The sequence below is a fragment of the Streptomyces sp. LS-MS-L19 genome, from assembly GCF_058382285.1.
Genome location: NZ_JBYCLL010000001.1, coordinates 2,797,803 through 2,814,449, shown reverse-complemented (window position 1 = coordinate 2,814,449; position 16,647 = coordinate 2,797,803). Strand labels below are relative to the sequence as shown.

The window sequence follows — 16,647 nt, the reverse complement described above, 5'->3', positions numbered from 1 at the left end:
ACCAGTCGAAGAGGAGGGGCATATGCCCGAGCAGGGGCATCTTGAGCAGCCGAGGCGCGTCGAGGGGCCGGGCGCGCCGGACGTCACGGCGGCGGGCGCACCGGACGTCGAGGGGGCGGCCGTACCGGACACGGAACCGCCGGCGGCCGCCGTGCGCCGCACCGGCCTGCTCGTCACCCTGCTCCTCGGCGGCCTCACCGCCACCCCGCCGCTGGCGATGGACATGTACCTGCCGTCGCTGCCGCAGGTCACCGACTCCCTGCACGCGCCCGCCGCCACCGTCCAGCTCACCCTCACCGCCTGTCTGCTCGGCATGGCGCTCGGACAGCTGGTGGTCGGCCCGATGAGCGACCGCTGGGGCCGCAGGCGCCCGCTGCTCGCCGGTCTCCTCGTGTACGTCGTCGCCACCGCGCTGTGCGCCGTCGCGCCGACCGTGGAGTTCCTGGTCGGCTTCCGGCTCCTCCAGGGCCTCGCGGGCGCCGCCGGCATAGTGATCGCCCGGGCCGTGGTCCGGGACCTGTACGACGGGGTCGCGATGGCCCGCTTCTTCTCCACCCTCATGCTGATCGGCGGGGTCGCGCCGATCGTGGCGCCGCTGATCGGCGGGCAGATCCTGCGGGTGACGGACTGGCGGGGCGTGTTCGTGGTCCTGACCGTCATCGGGGCGCTGCTGGCCGTCCTGGTGTGGGCGCGGCTGCCCGAGACCCTGTCCCCGTCCGACCGGCACACGGGCGGTGTCGTCGACGCCCTGCACTCGATGCGCCGCCTCCTCGCCGACCTCCCGTTCACCGGCTACATGCTCACCGGCGGCTTCGCCTTCGCCGCCCTGTTCGCCTACATCTCGGCGTCCCCGTTCGTGATCCAGGAGATCTACGGCGCCTCCCCGCAGACCTTCAGCCTGCTGTTCGGCGTGAACTCGGTCGGGCTCGTCGTGGTCGGCCAGATCAACGGCAAGGTGCTGGTGGGGCGGGTCGGCCTCGACCGCGTACTGGGCGTGGGCCTCCTGATCGTGACCGCGGCGGCCGTGGCGCTGCTGCTGATGGCGACCGGCGTCTTCGGCGAGGTCGGCCTCGCGCCCGTCGCCGCCGCGCTCTTCGTCCTGATGTCCGCGATGGGCCTCGCCCTGCCCAACGCCCAGTCCCTCGCCCTGCTGCGTACCCGGCACTCCGCGGGCTCCGCCTCCGCCCTGCTCGGCACGTCCTCCTTCCTCATCGGCGCCATCGCCTCCCCGCTGGTCGGGATGGCCGGAGAGGACACGGCCGTCCCGATGGCCGTCGTCCAAGTGGCGGCAGCACTGGTAGCGCTCCTGTGTTTCATGGCAATGTGCCGTCCCTGGAACAGGCGTGCGACTGAGGACTCGAGAACGGAGGAGAAGCGCTGAGCGCACCGAAACTGCGCACCGACACACCGGAGCGGGCCGGCCTCGACCCCGAGGAACTCCGGCACCTCGTCCGGGATTTCCGGGTCCTCACCACCGGCCTGCGCCCCTGGGCCGCGGGGGCCGTCCTGGCCGCCGGGCGCGGCCCGGTGATCGCCGTGGAGGAGGCGTCCGGCTGGGCGGTCCGCTACGCGTCCTACGACCCCGGGACCGACGCGGGCGTCGAACTGCCCCCGGAGCGCCGGGTCCCCGCCCGCGTGGACACCCCCTTCGACCTGGCCTCCCTCACCAAGCTGTTCACGGCGGTGGCGGCGGTGCAGCAGATCGAGCGGGGGACGCTGGGCATCGACGCCCGGGTCGGCGCATACCTGCCGGACTTCACGGCGGCCGTGACCCACGGCACCACCGTCCGCGAGCTGCTCACCCACACCTCGGGCCTGCGCCCCGAGCTCCCGCTCCACGACTGCGCCGACGACGAGGAACGCCTCGCCCTGCTGCGCGCCGAGCCGCCCGTCGGCGTCCCCGGCACCTACACCTACTCCGACCTCAACCCCCTGCTCCTCCAGCACGTCCTGGAGCGCATCACGGGCCGGCCGCTCGACGTCCTCGTCCACGAGGGCATCACCCGCCCCCTCGGCATGACGTCCACCCGCTTCGGCCCCTGCCCGGGGGCCGCGGCCACGGAGGACCAGCGCAGGCCGTGGGCCAAGGCGGACCGGGGCATGCTGCGGGGCGAGGTCCACGACGAGAACGCGTGGGCGCTGGGCGGAGTGGCGGGCCACGCGGGTCTCTTCTCGACCGCCCGGGACCTGGCGATCTTCTGCCGGGCCCTGCTCGCGGGCGGCGCGTACGGACCGGCCCGCATCCTCGGCCCCGACTTCGTGGAACTCCTGCTGACCCCGCCGGGGCTCGGCTTCGCGATCGACCAGAAGTGGTTCATGGGCGAACTGGCGGGCCACGGCGCGGCCGGCCACACGGGCTTCACCGGCACGTCCCTGGTCCTGGACCCGGCCACGGACACCTTCGTGGTCCTCCTGGCCAACACGGTCCACCCCCGCAGACGTCCTCCGGACAACAGGCCGCGGGCGGAGATCGCGACGAGGGTGGCGCGGGCGGTCAGGGGGACGTGAGGGAGGGTTTGTCGGGCGGTCCGGGGGGCGGGGCTGCCGAGTGGCGTGACGCGGGTCTGTCGGGCGGCCGCTGTGGAACTGCTGCGGACGGGGGCTGGTTGGTGGCGCCGGCCGACGGAGGGCGGGGGACGCCCGAGGAGAGGGCGGCCCTCGTACCGGAGGGCGCGGCAGTCGCCGTACGGCCGGAGGTGTCGCGGCCCGATGAGGTGGCCGCCGTCCTGGAGCGGTACGGGCGGGTCGATCCGTGGGCGCGCCGCACGGGGTGGGAGGACCTCGGGGTCCGTTCCCGGCCGGGGCGCCCACCGGCGGGCAGGTCTCGGGCCGGGCGCCCATAGAATCGGCGGGTGACCGTCCCCGCGCTCCCGTCCGACACCCTCCGTACCACCCTCGCCGGCCTCCTCGACGGTCTTCCCCCGAAGCAGGCGGCGCAGGCGGTGGAGCGGCTGATCGCCAACTACCGCGGAGCCACTCCCACCGACGCCCCGATCCTGCGCGACCGGGCGGACGTGGCCGCCTACGCCGCCTATCGGATGCCCGCGACCTTCGAGGCGGTCCACGCGGCGCTGGAGGCGTTCGCCGAGGCCACCCCCGGCTGGACCCCCGCGGGGCACATCGACGTCGGCGGCGGCACCGGCGCCGCGACCTGGGCCGTGGCCGCCACCTGGCCCGGCGACCGCGCGGTCACCGTCCTCGACTGGGCCGAACCCGCCCTCGCCCTCGGCCGCGAGATCGCCGCCGCGCACCCGGCCCTGCGGGACGCACGCTGGGAGCGGGCCCGGATCGGCAGCGACCTCACCCTGCCCGCCACGGACCTGGTCACCGTCTCGTACGTCCTCAACGAGCTCACGCCGGCCGACCGCACCGCCCTCGTGGACACCGCGGCGGCAGCGGCCCAGGCGGTGGTGATCGTCGAGGCCGGCACCCCGGCCGGCTACGCCCGTGTCATCGAGGCCCGCGACCGCCTGATCGCCGCCGGCTTCCGGATCGCCGCGCCCTGCCCGCACAGCGCCGCCTGCCCGATCGTGCCCGGCGAGGACTGGTGCCACTTCTCGGCGCGGGTCAGCCGCTCGTCCCTGCACCGCAAGGTCAAGGGCGGCTCCCTGCCGTACGAGGACGAGAAGTTCAGCTACGTCGCCGCCACCCGCCTCCCCACCACCCCGGCCCCCGCCCGGGTCGTCCGCCGCCCCCAGACCCGCAAGGGCCAGGTCCTCCTCGACCTCTGCGAACCCGACGAACAGCTCACCCGCCGCACCATCACCAAACGCCACGGCGCCCTGTACAAGACAGCGAGGGACACGGCCTGGGGCGACCCCTGGCCCCCGGCGGACCACTAGCCCCGATCATCGGAGCCCGGTCACTCCGACGCCGCCTCCCCCTCCCGCCCCTCCCGGAGCTTCCTCAGCAGCTCGCGTTTCTGTGCCTGTGCGTCCTGCGCGCCCCCGATCCGGGTTCCGCGGTTGCCGCCGCGCAGCGCGCCGCGGCTGATGTTGCTGCGGGTTCCGCCGACTCCGAGCATGTTGCCCGCTCCACCTCGTGCCATGACCTGCTCCTCCCGTGCATCAGGCGATCGGACGAGACGTATCGTCTCGCCCGACCACTCTCCGGCGAGACGCACCGTCTTGTCAACTGGTAAGTTCGCCCCATGGCCACCCAGAAGCCCAAGCAGCCCGCCCCCGACGCCACCCGCCGCAGCGAGAGGTCCCGTCGCGCGATCTACGACGCCGCCCTCGACCTCGTCGCCGAGGTCGGCTACCCCAGGACCACCGTCGAGGGCATCGCCGCCCGGGCCGGCGTCGGCAAGCAGACCATCTACCGCTGGTGGTCCTCGAAGGCGGAGGTGCTGCTCGAGGCCTTCCTCGACCTGAGCGAACAGGCCGCACAGGAGGCCGCCCCCGGCGCTGCGTACGCCATCCCGGACACCGGAGACCTCGCCGCGGACCTCAAGGCCGTCCTGCGCATGACCGTCGACCAGCTCAAGGACCCCCGCTTCGAGGCCCCCTCCCGCGCCCTCGCCGCCGAAGGCGTCGTCAACGAACAGGTCGGCCGGGTCTTCGTCGCCAAACTCCTCGAACCCTCGCTCCAGCTGTACGTCGACCGCGTGCGCGCCGCCCAGGAGGCCGGCCAGGTGCGCCCCGAGGTCGACCCGCGCATCGCCCTCGAACTCTGGGTCTCCCCGCTCGCCCAGCGCTGGCTCCAGTACACCGGCCCGATCTCCTACGACTACACCGACACCCTCGTCGACTACGCCCTCCACGGCCTCGCCCCCCGCTGAGCCCCGCCGAGCCGCCCGCGCACAACCGTACATATCCCCTCAGGGCCCCCCGGAGCCGAGGAAGGTGGGACCATAGGGCATGCTGTTTTGCACGACAGCGAGGCGAGGGTGATAGATGAGCGCGGAGTCGGGGGGCCGGACCGGCCTGCAGGGCAAACTCTCCCAGTGGCTGCGCGGACGCCGGCCGAAGGAGGCCGCCGCCGGGGACGACGGCGGCCGTGAAGCCCTGCTGCTGGCCGCCGCCTCAGCGGGACTCCCGCTCGCGCCCGCCGCCCATCCCACCGCCGACTACCGCTGTTCCTGCGACCGCGTCGGCTGTCCCACCCCGGCCCGTCACCCCGTGTCCTTCGCCTGGCAAACCCAGTCGACCACCGACCGCGGGCAGATCGAGCGCTGGGCCCGGCACCAGCCCCAGGCCAACTTCATCACCGCCACCGGCATGGTCCACGACGTCCTGGACGTCCCCCTGGAGGCCGGCCGGGAGGCCCTGGAGCGGCTGCACGCCGCCGGCGTCGAGGTCGGCCCGGTCGCCGAGAGCGACGACGGCCGGCTCCTCTTCTTCACCCTCACCCGCGGCACCCCCGAGGACGAGGACGAGTGGTGGCCCTGCGAGCTGGACTGCCACCCCGAGACGGCCGACGAACACCCCGGCCTGCGCTGGCACTGCCGCGGCTCCTACGTCCTCGTACCGCCCGCCCGGCTGCCCGGCGACCAGGCCGTGCACTGGGTCCGCGGCCCGGAACACCCGTTGCCTGACCCGCTGAGCCTCCTGGAGTTCCTCACCGACGCCTGCGCCCGGCACGCCGGCCAGGAACCGCACCACGCGGACGCGGCCTGGCCCCTGCGCCGGTAGCAGTCCCTACGAACCCTCCGCGGTCGTCAGCCCCTGGATCCGCCCGAGCACGGTGACCTTCTGGCCGCCCGCGCCCTTCGCCGGGTCGAGAGCCACCTCGTTGGAGACGAACTCCATCGTGAGTGACTGCTTGATCTCACCCTTGGTCAGCGCGAGCGCCGCCTCGCCGGGGGAGGGGATCGCGGCACCGGCGTGCGCGGTCTGCTTCACGTAGTGGTGCGTGGCGAAGAACACCAGCGCCCCGCCGTCGCGCGTGCGCAGCGCCAGCGGCGTGTAGGCGTCGTTCGTCAGCGGCTCGTCGATGTACTGGGTGGCCAGGCCCGGCCTGATGGCGTTCTTCGCCCGGTCCGCCCGCCACGCGCTGGTGTGGGTGCCGTCCGCGAAGACGTCGCTGCCGCTCTTCAGATAGCTCGCGTAGTCCTCGCTCAGGTCCGCGGGAGCGGCGGCCAGGTCCGTGGAGTTCGCCGGCACGGCCTCGGCCCAGCCGTCGGCGTCCTTCTTGAACTCCGGCACCTTGCCCTCGGCCACCAGCGTCAGATACGCCACCTGGAACGGCTCGTTCAGACCGTTGCGGGTGAACACCAGCAGCCAGCGCGCGGTGCCGCCCTTGTTGCCGGCCGCGTCGGCGACGAACCAGCGCGGCCAGCCCGCCTTCTTCGGGATGGTGTAGGTGACGTCCGACAGCTTCAGCGGTGTGTGCGTGGTGTTGCCGCCGGGGCTGTTCGTCTTCCCGGCCTTCAGCCGCGCCGCGTCGATGGCGCCGAGCGCGCCGGTGACATGCGCGGCGTCCAGCGAGCTGTCGTACGCCTTGTCCGCCGCGTTGTACGCGTTCGTGAACTGCTCCAGCGCCTTGGCGGCCTCCGCCTTGGTGGTCGCGGGAAGCACCTCCCGCTCGCCGTGCACCACCACGCATCCGCTCGCCGTGAACGACAAAGCGGTCACCGAGGCTGCTATCAGTGCGCTCCGGTCAAGCCTGCGGGGCCTTCGAGGGCCGCGATCCCTGCTCATCAGGTGCCTTCACCTTCCCCTTCCCGGAGGCGAACCCTACCGGGAGGAGGAACAGCACGAGCGTCGGGATCAAGTACAGCAGCCACACCGTGACCTGAAGCACCGTCGGGTCCGGCTGGAAGTTGAACACGCCCTTGAGGAGGGTGCCGTACCAGCTGTCCGGCGGGACGGTGTCGCTGATGTCGAAGGGCCTGCTGTTCAGGCCCGGCAGCCAGTTCGCCTCCTGCAGGTCGTGGACGCCGTACGCCAGCACGCCCGCGGCCACGACGACCAGCATCCCGCCGGTCCAGGTGAAGAACCTGGCGAGGTTGATGCGCAGGGCGCCGCGGTAGAACAGCCAGCCCAGGACGACCGCCGTGAGGATGCCCAGGGCCACCCCGACCAGCGGGCGCGGGGTGCCGTCGCCCGCCGCGCGCACCGACGCCCACACGAACAGGGCGGTCTCCAGGCCCTCCCGGCCGACGGCGAGGAAGGCGGTGGCGACCAGGGCCCCGGTGCCCATCTGGAGGGCGGAGTCCAGCTTGTCGTGCAGCTCGGACTTCAGGTGCCGGGCGGTGCGCCGCATCCAGAACACCATCCACGTCACCAGGCCGACCGCGAGGATCGACAGGGAGCCGCCGAGGGCCTCCTGTGCCTCGAACGTCAGCTCCTGGGAACCGAATTCGAGCGCGCAGCCGAAGCCGAGGGCGAGCGCGACGGCGACGCCGATGCCGATCCAGATGGGCTTCAGCGCGTCCCGGCGGCCCGTCTTCACCAGGTAGGCGATGAGGATGCAGACGACGAGGGAGGCCTCCAGGCCCTCGCGCAGACCGATCAGGTAGTTGGAGAACACGGGTCAGGCCTCCTTGGAGAACAGCGTGCTGCCCCACCAGTCGTCCTGGTCGCGGACGCCGGGCGGGACAGCGAAGACCGCCGAACCCACGTGCTGGATGTACTCGTTGAGCGCGTCGGTGGCCAGATGCCGCTGGATGCGGATGAAGCCCTCCCGGACGTCCTTCATGTACGCCAGGAAGAACAGCCCCGCGTCCAGCCGGCCCAGCCCGTCCGTGCCGTCGGTGAAGGAGTAGCCGCGGCGCAGGATCGTCGCCCCGCCGTTGGAGTCGGGGTGCGCGAGCCGGACGTGCGCGTCGGGCTTCATCGCCGGCAGGAACGGCTTGTCGCGCTCCTTGGCCTTGCCGACCGGGGCGCCCTCGCCCTTGTCCCGGCCGAAGATGTCCTCCTGCTCCTGGAGCGAGGTGCGGTCCCAGGTCTCGATGTGCATGCGGATCCGGCGGGCGACGAGGTAGGAGCCGCCGGCCATCCACGCGGCGTCCTTGGCGTCCTTGGAGTCCACCCACACGAACTTCTTCAGCCGGTCCGTCTCGGTGCCCGCGATGTTGCGGGTGCCGTCCTTGAAGCCCATCAGATTGCGCGGGGTCTGCTCGTCGGGCGTGGTCGAGGACGTCTTGCCGAAGCCGAGCTGCGACCACTTGATGACGACCTTGCCGAAGCCGATCCGGGCGAGGTTGCGGATCGCGTGCACGGCGACCTGCGGGTCGTCCGCGCAGGCCTGGACGCACAGGTCGCCGCCGCTGCGGTTCCTGTCGAGGGCGTCCCCTGCGAACTGCGGGAGGTCGACGAGCGCCTCGGGCCGCCGGTCGGCCAGGTCGAACTTCTCGAACAGGGAGGGCCCGAAGCCGATCGTCAGCGTCAGCCGCGACGGCTTGAGCCCCAGCGCCTCCCCGGTGTCGTCCGGCGGCGCCTCGGCGAGACCGCCGTACGCGCCCTCCCCGACGGCCTTGCCCGCGGTCATCCGCCGGGCAGCGGCCGTCCAGTCCTTGAGCATCCGCACGAACTCGGCGCGGTCCTCGGTCGTCACGTCGAACGCGGCGAAGTGCAGCCGGTCCTGCACGGGCGTGGCGACGCCCGCCTGGTGGGCGCCGTGGAACTCCACGGCGGCACCCGCCTCGGCGGCGGTCGGGGCGAGGTCGTCACCGGTGCGGGTCATCGCGACCGCGCCGCCGGCCGCGGCGGCACCGAGCGCGAGCCCGGCCCCGCCCCAGCCGATGAGCGCGCGCCGCGAGGGAGCCGTGGTCTTCTCGGTGTCCGTCATGGCCCCTGCCTCAGGAGGACTTGGTGACGACGGCCGCGGCGAGCTTGGACAGCGGCTCCGCGAGCGCGTTCACCCCGTCCGACAGCTGCTTGCGATCGGCGTCGCCGACCTTGTCGTACGAGGTGAAGTCGTACGACGTCTTGTCGCCCCGGTACTTGTCAAGCAGCGTGTTCAGCGCCGCGAACTGCTTGTCGAGCTCGGTGACCAGGGCCGCGTCGTTCTCCTGGGCGACCGGCTTGAGCAGCTCGTACGACTTCTCGGCGCCCTCGACGTTGGCCTTGAAGTCGACGAGGTCGGTGTGCGAGTAGCGCTCCTCCTCGCCGGTGACCTTGCCGGTGGCGACCTCGTCGAGGAGTTCCTTGGCGCCGTTCGCCATGGAGGTGGGGGTGATGTCCGCCTTGCCGACCCGGTTCTGCCAGTCGGTGAGGTCGGTGATCAGCTGGTCGGCGAGGGTCTTGTCCTCGGCGGTGATCTTCTTGTCCTGCCAGAGGGACTTCTCCAGGCGGTGCCAGCCGGTCCACTTCTGGCCGGCCTCCAGGCCGTCGGCCCGGACGTCCACCTTGGGGTCGATGTCGCCGAAGGACTCGGCGACCGGCTCGGTGCGCTCCCAGCCGATCCGGGAGGGCGCGTAGGCCTTCTTGGCGGCTTCGAGGTCACCGGCCTTGACCGCGGCGGCGAACGTCTTCGCCAGCGGCAGCGTGGCGTCGGCCTGCTCCTGCGCGTACTGGCGGTAGGCGGCGACGGCCGAGTCGAGCCGCGGGTCACGCTTGGCCGCGGTGCCGCCGGTGGCCTTCACGGCCTGGCGGATGCCGTCGCCCTTCATGCCCGGCTTGCAGGCGATCGTGTAGTCGCCGGCCTTCACCTCGGCGGTGACCTTCTGCTTGGTGCCGGGGCCGATGTTCTCGCGCTCGGTGACGATCCGGTCGTCCGGGAACAGGACGTAGACCTCGGTGACCTTGGAGCCCTTGTTCTCGATCGCGAGCTCCACGTGGCCGGCCGGGAACTCCTTCTTGGAGACCTCGCACTTGCTGTCGGTGGCGGTCACGTCGATCACGCGGTCGCTGTCGCCGGAGTTCCCCTTCTCCGTGCACCCCGTGACGGCGGTGAGGGCCGCCGCGGCGGTGGCGGCGAGGAGGGACAGTCGGACGGCACGCATACGAGCTCCTGAGGGTTGGTGAGGCTCGCCTAACTTATCTGAGGCTTATCTATCTTTGGCTCAAAATAAACGTCAAGTGAAGGTCAAAGGAGATTCAAAGGTTCCGGATCATCCGTGGCCACAGGTTCCCGGGAAGGGCCTGCGCACGGCGCTCCGCGCCCCGACCAGGTGCTTCAATTCCCCCGTGACTGACTACGACGTGCTGCGCGTCTTCTGCGCGCCGAACGGCGGCTACGGCAACGAGCTGGGCGTCGTCCGCGAGGGATCGGTGCTGCCGGACCGGGACGAGCGACAGGCGTTCGCCGCCAAGCTCGGCTTCAGCGAGACCGTGTTCGTGGACGACCCCGAGCGCGGAGTCGTCGACATCTACACCCCCTCCACGCGGCTCCCCTTCGCCGGATACCCGTGCGTCGGCGCTGCCTGGCTCCTCGACGTGCCCGAGCTGGTCACCGCCGCCGGGGTCGTGGGGGCCCGGCTCGACGGCGAGTTCAGCTGGATCGAGGCGCGGGCGGAGTGGGCGGCCCCGCGGACCTTCCGGCAGTACGGCTCCGCCGCCGAGGTCGACGACCTGGCCGTGCCCCCGGAGGGCGAGTGGATCTACGCCTGGGCGTGGGAGGACGAGGCCGCCGGACGGATCCGGGCCCGGGGATTCCCCGGCCGGGGCGACGGCGTCGAGGAGGACGAGGCCACCGGCGCGGCGGCCCTCCAGCTCACCGCCGCACTGGGTCGCGCCCTCAACATCACCCAGGGCGCCGGCTCCCAGCTCCTCACCGCCCCACAGCCCTACGGCTGGGTCGAGCTCGGCGGCCGCGTCATCCTGGAACGCCAGCCGGAGCGCTAGGGCCGTCCGGCGGATCACGCCGGCGACCCGGGGCCCCCATCGTCCGCCGGACCGGCGCTACGCGCTGAGCGGGAACTCCTCGCCCAGGGCCCGGAAGACGGCCGTGTTCAGGGCGAACGCCCTCTTGCACTCGGTCACGATCCGCTGCTTCTCCAGGTCGTCCGCGCGGATCGCGTCCAGGAGCCCGCGGTAGGTCCGCTTGAAGGCGGCGGGGTTCGGGATCTCCTCGAAGACGTAGAACCGGACGCCGTCGCCCTTGCGCTCGAAGCCCCAGGTCCGCTCCGCCCGGTCGCGGATGATCTGGCCGCCGGAGAGGTCGCCGAGGTAGCGCGTGTAGTGGTGGGCGACATAGCCCGCCGGCCACTGCTCGGCGCAGACGCGCACCCGGTCCGCGTACGCCTGGGTGGCGGGCAGGGCCGACAGTCCCGCGCGCCACCGCGGCCCGCGCAGATGCGCCAGGTCCCGCTCCAGCGCCCGCAGCCGGAACAGCTCCGGCCGGATGAACGCGCCCGCCACCGGATCCGACGCCAGCGCCTCGGCGCCGGTCTCCAACGCCTCGTAGACGAACCACAGTTGCTCGGTGTAGCGGGCGTACGCGTCCCGGCCCAGGCCGCCGCCGAGCAGGTCGCTCATGAACGTCGAGGTCTCCGCCTCGGTGTGCTGTTCGTGGGACGCGGTGCGGATGACCGTCGAGAAGGAGTCCATACGCCCATCCTCCGAGGTTAGGCTTACCTAAGTCAATAGGTTTGCCGACAGCCTGTCGGTAAAAACGTACAAGAAAAGACCCGCCCCGGCCCGGGGCGGGTCCACGGCTCTCGCTACGGCAGGGTCAGGATCTCCGCGCCGTCCTCCGTCACCACCAGCGTGTGCTCGAACTGCGCCGTGCGCTTGCGGTCCTTCGTGACGACCGTCCAGCCGTCGTCCCACATGTCGTACTCGTGCGTGCCCAGCGTCAGCATCGGCTCGATCGTGAAGGTCATGCCGGGCTGGATGACCGTCGTCGCGTGCGGGCTGTCGTAGTGCGGGATGATCAGGCCCGAGTGGAACGACGAGTTGATGCCGTGGCCCGTGAAGTCGCGGACCACGCCGTAGCCGAAGCGCTTGGCGTACGACTCGATGACCCGGCCGATGATGTTGATCTGGCGGCCCGGCTTGACCGCCTTGATCGCGCGGGCCAGCGACTCCCGGGTGCGCTCGACCAGCAGCCGGCTCTCCTCGTCCACGTCGCCGACCAGGTACGTCGCGTTGTTGTCGCCGTGCACCCCGCCGATGTACGCGGTCACGTCGAGGTTGACGATGTCACCGTCGCGCAGCACCGTGGAGTCCGGGATGCCGTGGCAGATCACCTCGTTGACGCTGGTGCACAGGGACTTCGGGAAGCCTCGGTAGCCGAGCGTCGACGGATAGGCGCCGTGGTCGCACATGTACTCGTGCGCCACCTTGTCCAGTTCGTCGGTGGTCACCCCGGGCGCGATGAGCTTCGCGGCCTCCGCCATCGCCCGCGCCGCGATACGGCCGGCGATCCGCATCGCCTCCACGGTCTCCGGGGTCTGCACCTCCGGACCCGTGTACGGCGTCGGCGCGGGCTTGCCGACGTACTCGGGGCGACGGATGTTTCCGGGCACGGAACGGGTGGGGGACAGCGCCCCGGGCACGAGCAGTGACTGGCCAGACATGCCGACGAGTCTATCCAGCGGCGATGGGGGAACATGTCGGTGGCGGAGAGGAGCAGGTCATGCCCTTGTTCAAGAAGCGCACGGTCGGCAAGCCGGGGGAGTGGTACTACTGCCTCCAGCACAAGCGGGTCGAAGAGGGGCCGGACTGCCCGGCCAAGGACCGCTTCGGGCCCTACGCGAGCCGTAAGGAGGCCGAGCACGCGATGGAGACGGCCCGCGAGCGCAACCTCGAGTGGGAGAACGACCCGAAGTGGCACGACGCCCCCAGCCGTGCCGAGGACGGCTGATCACGCCTCCACGGGGGCCGGCGCGGCTGCCTCGCGTTGCTTGCGCAGCCGCGTCGCGTGCTCGTTCGTCCGGACGTCGTACGACATCAGCTTCGGCAGGCACAGGGCAAGCAGCCCCACCGCCCCCGCGCACAGCAGGCCGCCCGACCAGACCGACGTCCGCACACCCCACCACGCGGCGAACCCGCCGGCCCTGACCTGGCCGACGGTCGGTCCGACCGAGTACGACAGCAGCTCGATCCCGGCCAGCCGGCCCCGCAGCTCGTCCGGGATCGTCTGGTTCCACATCGCCCCGCGGAAGATCCCGCTGACCATGTCGCAGCCCCCGGCCACGGTCAGGAACAGCAGCACCAGCCACACGTTCCCGACGACCCCCACGGCCGCGATCGCCAGGCCCCACAGCGCGGCCGACAGCACCACCATCCGGCCGTGCCGGTGCACGCGGGAGGCCCAGCCGCTGGTCAGGCTCACCACCATCGCGCCCAGCGGGACCGTCGCGTACATCAGGCCAAGGGACCACTCGGCATGCAGCTCGTCCGCCAGGAACGGCAGCAGGGCCAGCGGCATCGCCAAAAACATCGCGGCCAGGTCGACGGCGTAGGTGCCGAGGAGCTCCTTGCGGCTCCAGGCGTACCGCGCGCCCTCCGCGATGGCCTTCAGCGACGGCTTGGCCGCCTCGTGGGAGGCCGGGGAGGCCGCGATCCGGACGACCAGGGCCACCGACACCACGAAGGTCAGCAGGTCCGCGCCGTACGCCCAGCCGAGGCCCGCGTAGGCCACCACGACACCCGCGAGCGCCGGTCCCGCGACCCCTCCGACCGTCCAGCGCAGGGAGTTCAGCGAGGCCGCCGCGGGCAGGTGGTCGTGGGCCACGATGCGGGGCCAGAGCGAGTCGAGCGCGGGGCGCTGCACCGAGACCACGGCCGAGGACAGGGCGGCGACGACGTACAGCGGCCAGATCGCGGGCCGCGGCAGCAGCGCGTTCAGCAGCAGGGCCGCGCTCAGCAGGCCCTGGCCGACCTCCGTCCACACGATCAGCTTCTTCTTGTCCCACGCGTCCGCGAGCGCCCCGCCGTACAGACCGAAGACCAGGAGCGGGACGAGTTCCACGGCGCCGATCGCGCCCACCGCCGCGGCCGAACCGGTGAGCTCCTTCAGCTGCACCGGCAGCGCGACGAAGGTCAGGAAGCTGCCGAAGTTCGAGATCAGCCCCGAGTACCAGAGCCGTCGGAAGTCCCGGGAGGCCCGCCACGGGGCGAGGTCCGGGAGCACGGCGCGCAGGCCGGAGGGGGGTTGGGGGGAGTCGTCGGTCACGAAGGGCCATGGTCCGGGGCGGGATGCGGGACGGGCAAGCGCTTTTCGGGCCGCGGGTACGAGGCGCGACGGCGGCTCACCACCTGGTCGGCGGGGGTGCCGTCAGGTGGTCCGCCAGGCGTGAGAGGCGCTCCCGGAAGCGCCGGGGGCCCCGGGGAGCGGGCCCGGCGTTCTCCCCGGCCGCCGCGCTGACCAGGTGCTGCACGGTGTCCAGGTCGAGGTCCGTGCCCTCCGGCACGGCGAGCGACTCATGGGCCATCGCGGGGAGTTCACCCTCGCCGGGGCCGAGGGCGAGGATCGTGGCACCGGCCCGCCGGGCGTCGTGGACGTGCTCCAGCAGGGGCGCGTCCGGGCCGGTCGGGGAGACCACGAGGAGGGTCTCACCGCGCCGGGCCGCGGCCAGCCGGCCGGGTCCGACCGACAGGTGCGCCGGGTCGGAGGGGCGCGCGTCGTGCCGTACGAGAGTGGGGGCCAGCTCCGGGGTGCCGGACCAGGCGGCCTCGTCGACCAGGTGGGCCGCCAGGTGCCACGGTTCGTACTCCGGTGTCCCGACCAGCAGCAGACCCCCGCCGTGCGAGACCACCGAGCCCCGCAGCACACCCCCGAAGCGGCGGGTGGCCCCCCACCACTCGGTCCCGGCGAGCACCTCGCGCAACAACGCGACCCGTACGGCGTCCATGGCGCCGCATCCTGCCGCAAGCGGCCTGCCGCGACCGGTGGTTCACCTCGAATTCCCCCGAACCGGGCAGGTGGAGCGGGGCGTGTTCCGGGGGGCGCCCGTGAGGTCGAGCGGGGCGTGTTCCGGTGGGCGCCCGTGATGCGGCTCACCTGAGCGGACGGGGTCGGCGGGGCGCACGTAAGGTCGGCCCATGACCTCTAGCGACAGTGCACAGAAGGCTCCCGCCAAGGACCCGTGGGACCTCCCCGACGTCTCCGGGCTCGTCGTCGGCGTGCTCGGCGGAACCGGTCCGCAGGGCAAGGGCCTCGCCTACCGGCTCGCCCGGGCGGGACAGAAGGTGATCATCGGCTCGCGGGCCGCCGACCGCGCGCAGGCCGCCGCCGACGAACTCGGGCACGGTGTCGAGGGCGCCGACAACGCCGAGACCGCGCGCCGCAGCGACATCGTGATCGTGGCGGTGCCGTGGGAGGGCCACGGCAAGACCCTGGAGTCCCTGCGCGCCGAACTCGCGGGCAAGCTCGTCGTCGACTGCGTCAACCCGCTCGGCTTCGACAAGAAGGGCGCGTACGCGCTGAAGCCGGAGGAGGGGAGCGCGGCGGAGCAGGCGGCCGCGCTGCTGCCGGAGTCCCGGGTGACGGCCGCGTTCCACCATCTGTCGGCGGTGCTGCTCCAGGACCCGGAGATCGAGGAGATCGACACCGATGTGATGGTGCTGGGGGAGGAGCGCGCCGACGTCGAGATCGTGCAGGCGCTCGCCGGGCGCATCGCCGGGATGCGGGGGGTCTTCGCGGGACGGCTGCGCAACGCCCACCAGGTCGAGTCGCTGGTCGCCAACCTGATCTCGGTGAACCGGCGGTACAAGGCGCATGCGGGGTTGCGGGTCACGGACGTGTGAGGTGTGACGGGGCTGCGGGTCACGGGCGGTGAGGGGATGGGGGACACTGGTCGGCGTAGTGCAGCAGTGTCCCCCTGACAGGAGCCCGTGGAAATGCCCCGCCTCGCCCTCTACGCCCTCGCCGTCTGCCTCCTCGCCGTCGCGGCGGCGGTCGTGTCCTTCGTGCAGGGCAGCTGGCTGGGGGTTGTCTGGGTGCTGCTGGCGGGGCTGTCGTCCAACATGTGCTGGTACTACCTGAAGCGGGGGCGGGCCGCGAAGTCCGTCAGCCGCTGACCGAGCAGAAGTCGCTCGTCTGCCAGAACCGGTACAGGTCCTGGCCGCAGTACGTCTCGAGGTCGTTGATGCCGAGCCAGGCCAGGATCGAGTCGATCACGTCGAAGAACGCGTGGTTGACCGCCGGCACCCACAGCAGGGCGAACACGAACAGCAGGCCGAAGGGCGCGAAGGGCTCCACCTGGCGCTTGATGTTGTACGACAGCCAGGGCTCGATGACGCCGTAGCCGTCCAGGCCCGGGACCGGCAGGAAGTTCAGGAGAGCGGCGGAGACCTGGAGCAGCGCGAGGAACGCGAGGGCGTACCGGAAGTCCCGCGGGACGCCGTCGAGGGCGTCCAACCAGAAGGGTGCGGTGCAGGCGGCAGCGAACAGGACATTCGTCAGCGGGCCCGCCGCCGAGATCAGACTGTGCCTCCAGCGTCCCCGGATGCGGTTGCGCTCGATGAAGACCGCGCCGCCGGGCAGACCGATACCGCCCATGATCACGAACAGCACCGGCAGGACGATGCTGAGCAGGGCGTGCGTGTAGGCGAGGGGATTGAGGCTCAGGTAGCCCTTGCTTCCGACCGTGATGTCGCCGCTGTGCAGGGCGGTACGCGCGTGTGCGTACTCGTGCAGACAGAGGGAGATCACCCAGGCCGAGGTGACGAAGAGGAACACCGCCACGCCGGGCAGCTCGGCGAATCCGCTCCAGGTGGCCCAGCCGGTCACTGCCGCGACGGCGACGATCCCGAGAAAGACGGGGCTGATCCGTCGGTCGCTGTGGCGGGTGGTGGCGGTGGTCATGAGGCT

General features: G+C 72.1%; 19 protein-coding genes. 9 read left to right on the top strand and 10 right to left on the bottom strand.

Going from position 1 to position 16,647, the window contains the following annotated elements; translation table 11 throughout:
• Window positions 1-22 precede the first annotated feature (22 nt).
• The 3 genes from AC2XR2_RS12460 to AC2XR2_RS12450 all read left to right on the top strand — a co-directional run bounded on the left by AC2XR2_RS12460 (window position 23) and on the right by AC2XR2_RS12450 (window position 3,842).
• Window positions 23-1,381, top strand: coding sequence for a multidrug effflux MFS transporter (locus AC2XR2_RS12460; RefSeq protein ID WP_491515041.1), 1,359 nt, complete (start codon window positions 23-25; stop codon window positions 1,379-1,381).
• Window positions 1,378-2,508 carry a serine hydrolase domain-containing protein gene (locus tag AC2XR2_RS12455; protein WP_491518439.1) on the top strand — a complete coding sequence of 377 codons (1,131 nt, stop codon included), beginning with the start codon at window positions 1,378-1,380 and terminating at the stop codon, window positions 2,506-2,508. Before AC2XR2_RS12460 ends, AC2XR2_RS12455 begins: the two co-directional genes overlap by 4 nt.
• A gap of 344 nt (window positions 2,509-2,852) precedes the next feature.
• On the top strand, window positions 2,853-3,842 hold the full coding sequence (locus AC2XR2_RS12450) for a small ribosomal subunit Rsm22 family protein (protein ID WP_491515040.1): 990 nt from the start codon (window positions 2,853-2,855) through the stop codon (window positions 3,840-3,842).
• Window positions 3,843-3,862: 20 nt separating this feature from the next.
• Here AC2XR2_RS12450 and AC2XR2_RS12445 read toward each other — a convergent pair whose 3' ends face one another.
• Window positions 3,863-4,048, bottom strand: coding sequence for a DUF6243 family protein (locus tag AC2XR2_RS12445; RefSeq protein WP_491515039.1), 186 nt, complete (start codon window positions 4,046-4,048; stop codon window positions 3,863-3,865).
• A 102-nt stretch (window positions 4,049-4,150) separates the two neighbouring features.
• Here AC2XR2_RS12445 and AC2XR2_RS12440 point away from each other — a divergent pair, with 102 nt between their 5' ends.
• A complete protein-coding gene (locus AC2XR2_RS12440) occupies window positions 4,151-4,780 on the top strand; it encodes a TetR/AcrR family transcriptional regulator (RefSeq protein WP_330267372.1) in 630 nt (209 codons plus the stop codon).
• Window positions 4,781-4,895: 115 nt separating this feature from the next.
• Entirely contained in the window at window positions 4,896-5,633 is a 738-nt protein-coding gene (locus AC2XR2_RS12435; RefSeq protein ID WP_330267373.1) for a bifunctional DNA primase/polymerase, read from the top strand.
• A 6-nt stretch (window positions 5,634-5,639) separates the two neighbouring features.
• Here the strand turns inward: AC2XR2_RS12435 and AC2XR2_RS12430 are convergent, their stop codons facing one another.
• Genes AC2XR2_RS12430 through efeO form a run of 4 tightly spaced genes read right to left on the bottom strand, consistent with a single transcriptional unit; the run spans window position 5,640 to window position 9,889 of the window.
• On the bottom strand, window positions 5,640-6,641 hold the full coding sequence (locus AC2XR2_RS12430; protein ID WP_491515038.1) for an SCO2278 family lipoprotein: 1,002 nt from the start codon (window positions 6,639-6,641) through the stop codon (window positions 5,640-5,642).
• A complete protein-coding gene (gene efeU, locus AC2XR2_RS12425) occupies window positions 6,601-7,473 on the bottom strand; it encodes an iron uptake transporter permease EfeU (protein WP_491515037.1) in 873 nt (290 codons plus the stop codon). Before efeU ends, AC2XR2_RS12430 begins: the two co-directional genes overlap by 41 nt.
• A 3-nt stretch (window positions 7,474-7,476) precedes the next feature.
• The gene (gene efeB / locus AC2XR2_RS12420) at window positions 7,477-8,733 is read right to left on the bottom strand and encodes an iron uptake transporter deferrochelatase/peroxidase subunit (RefSeq protein ID WP_449349704.1); all 1,257 of its coding nucleotides are present in this window, start codon (window positions 8,731-8,733) and stop codon (window positions 7,477-7,479) included.
• Window positions 8,734-8,743: 10 nt separating this feature from the next.
• A complete protein-coding gene (efeO, locus tag AC2XR2_RS12415; protein WP_491515036.1) occupies window positions 8,744-9,889 on the bottom strand; it encodes an iron uptake system protein EfeO in 1,146 nt (381 codons plus the stop codon).
• Window positions 9,890-10,073: 184 nt separating this feature from the next.
• On the opposite strand from efeO, the gene AC2XR2_RS12410 reads away from it, so the two are divergent.
• Window positions 10,074-10,730 carry a PhzF family phenazine biosynthesis protein gene (locus AC2XR2_RS12410; protein WP_381302587.1) on the top strand — a complete coding sequence of 219 codons (657 nt, stop codon included), beginning with the start codon at window positions 10,074-10,076 and terminating at the stop codon, window positions 10,728-10,730.
• A gap of 57 nt (window positions 10,731-10,787) precedes the next feature.
• On the opposite strand, the gene AC2XR2_RS12405 is transcribed toward AC2XR2_RS12410, so the two are convergent.
• A complete protein-coding gene (locus tag AC2XR2_RS12405; protein ID WP_449349705.1) occupies window positions 10,788-11,435 on the bottom strand; it encodes a biliverdin-producing heme oxygenase in 648 nt (215 codons plus the stop codon).
• Between the two features lie 113 nt (window positions 11,436-11,548).
• Complete coding sequence (gene map, locus AC2XR2_RS12400) at window positions 11,549-12,406, bottom strand: type I methionyl aminopeptidase (protein WP_330267380.1); 858 nt, start codon at window positions 12,404-12,406, stop codon at window positions 11,549-11,551.
• Window positions 12,407-12,465: 59 nt separating this feature from the next.
• Between map and AC2XR2_RS12395 the strand changes: the two genes are divergently transcribed.
• A complete protein-coding gene (locus AC2XR2_RS12395; protein ID WP_330267381.1) occupies window positions 12,466-12,693 on the top strand; it encodes a hypothetical protein in 228 nt (75 codons plus the stop codon).
• Here AC2XR2_RS12395 and AC2XR2_RS12390 read toward each other — a convergent pair whose 3' ends face one another.
• A complete protein-coding gene (locus AC2XR2_RS12390) occupies window positions 12,694-14,007 on the bottom strand; it encodes an MFS transporter (protein WP_491515035.1) in 1,314 nt (437 codons plus the stop codon).
• 76 nt (window positions 14,008-14,083) lie between these two features.
• Complete coding sequence (locus AC2XR2_RS12385; RefSeq protein WP_449349706.1) at window positions 14,084-14,686, bottom strand: hypothetical protein; 603 nt, start codon at window positions 14,684-14,686, stop codon at window positions 14,084-14,086.
• Window positions 14,687-14,876: 190 nt separating this feature from the next.
• On the opposite strand from AC2XR2_RS12385, the gene npdG reads away from it, so the two are divergent.
• Window positions 14,877-15,581: an NADPH-dependent F420 reductase gene (gene npdG / locus AC2XR2_RS12380; protein WP_330267384.1), complete on the top strand. Its 705-nt coding sequence runs from the start codon at window positions 14,877-14,879 to the stop codon at window positions 15,579-15,581.
• 93 nt (window positions 15,582-15,674) lie between these two features.
• Window positions 15,675-15,854, top strand: coding sequence for a hypothetical protein (locus AC2XR2_RS12375; RefSeq protein ID WP_381302581.1), 180 nt, complete (start codon window positions 15,675-15,677; stop codon window positions 15,852-15,854).
• Here AC2XR2_RS12375 and AC2XR2_RS12370 read toward each other — a convergent pair.
• Window positions 15,844-16,641 carry a site-2 protease family protein gene (locus tag AC2XR2_RS12370; protein ID WP_449349707.1) on the bottom strand — a complete coding sequence of 266 codons (798 nt, stop codon included), beginning with the start codon at window positions 16,639-16,641 and terminating at the stop codon, window positions 15,844-15,846. The two genes, AC2XR2_RS12375 and AC2XR2_RS12370, sit on opposite strands and share 11 nt — an antisense overlap.
• Window positions 16,642-16,647 lie beyond the last annotated feature (6 nt).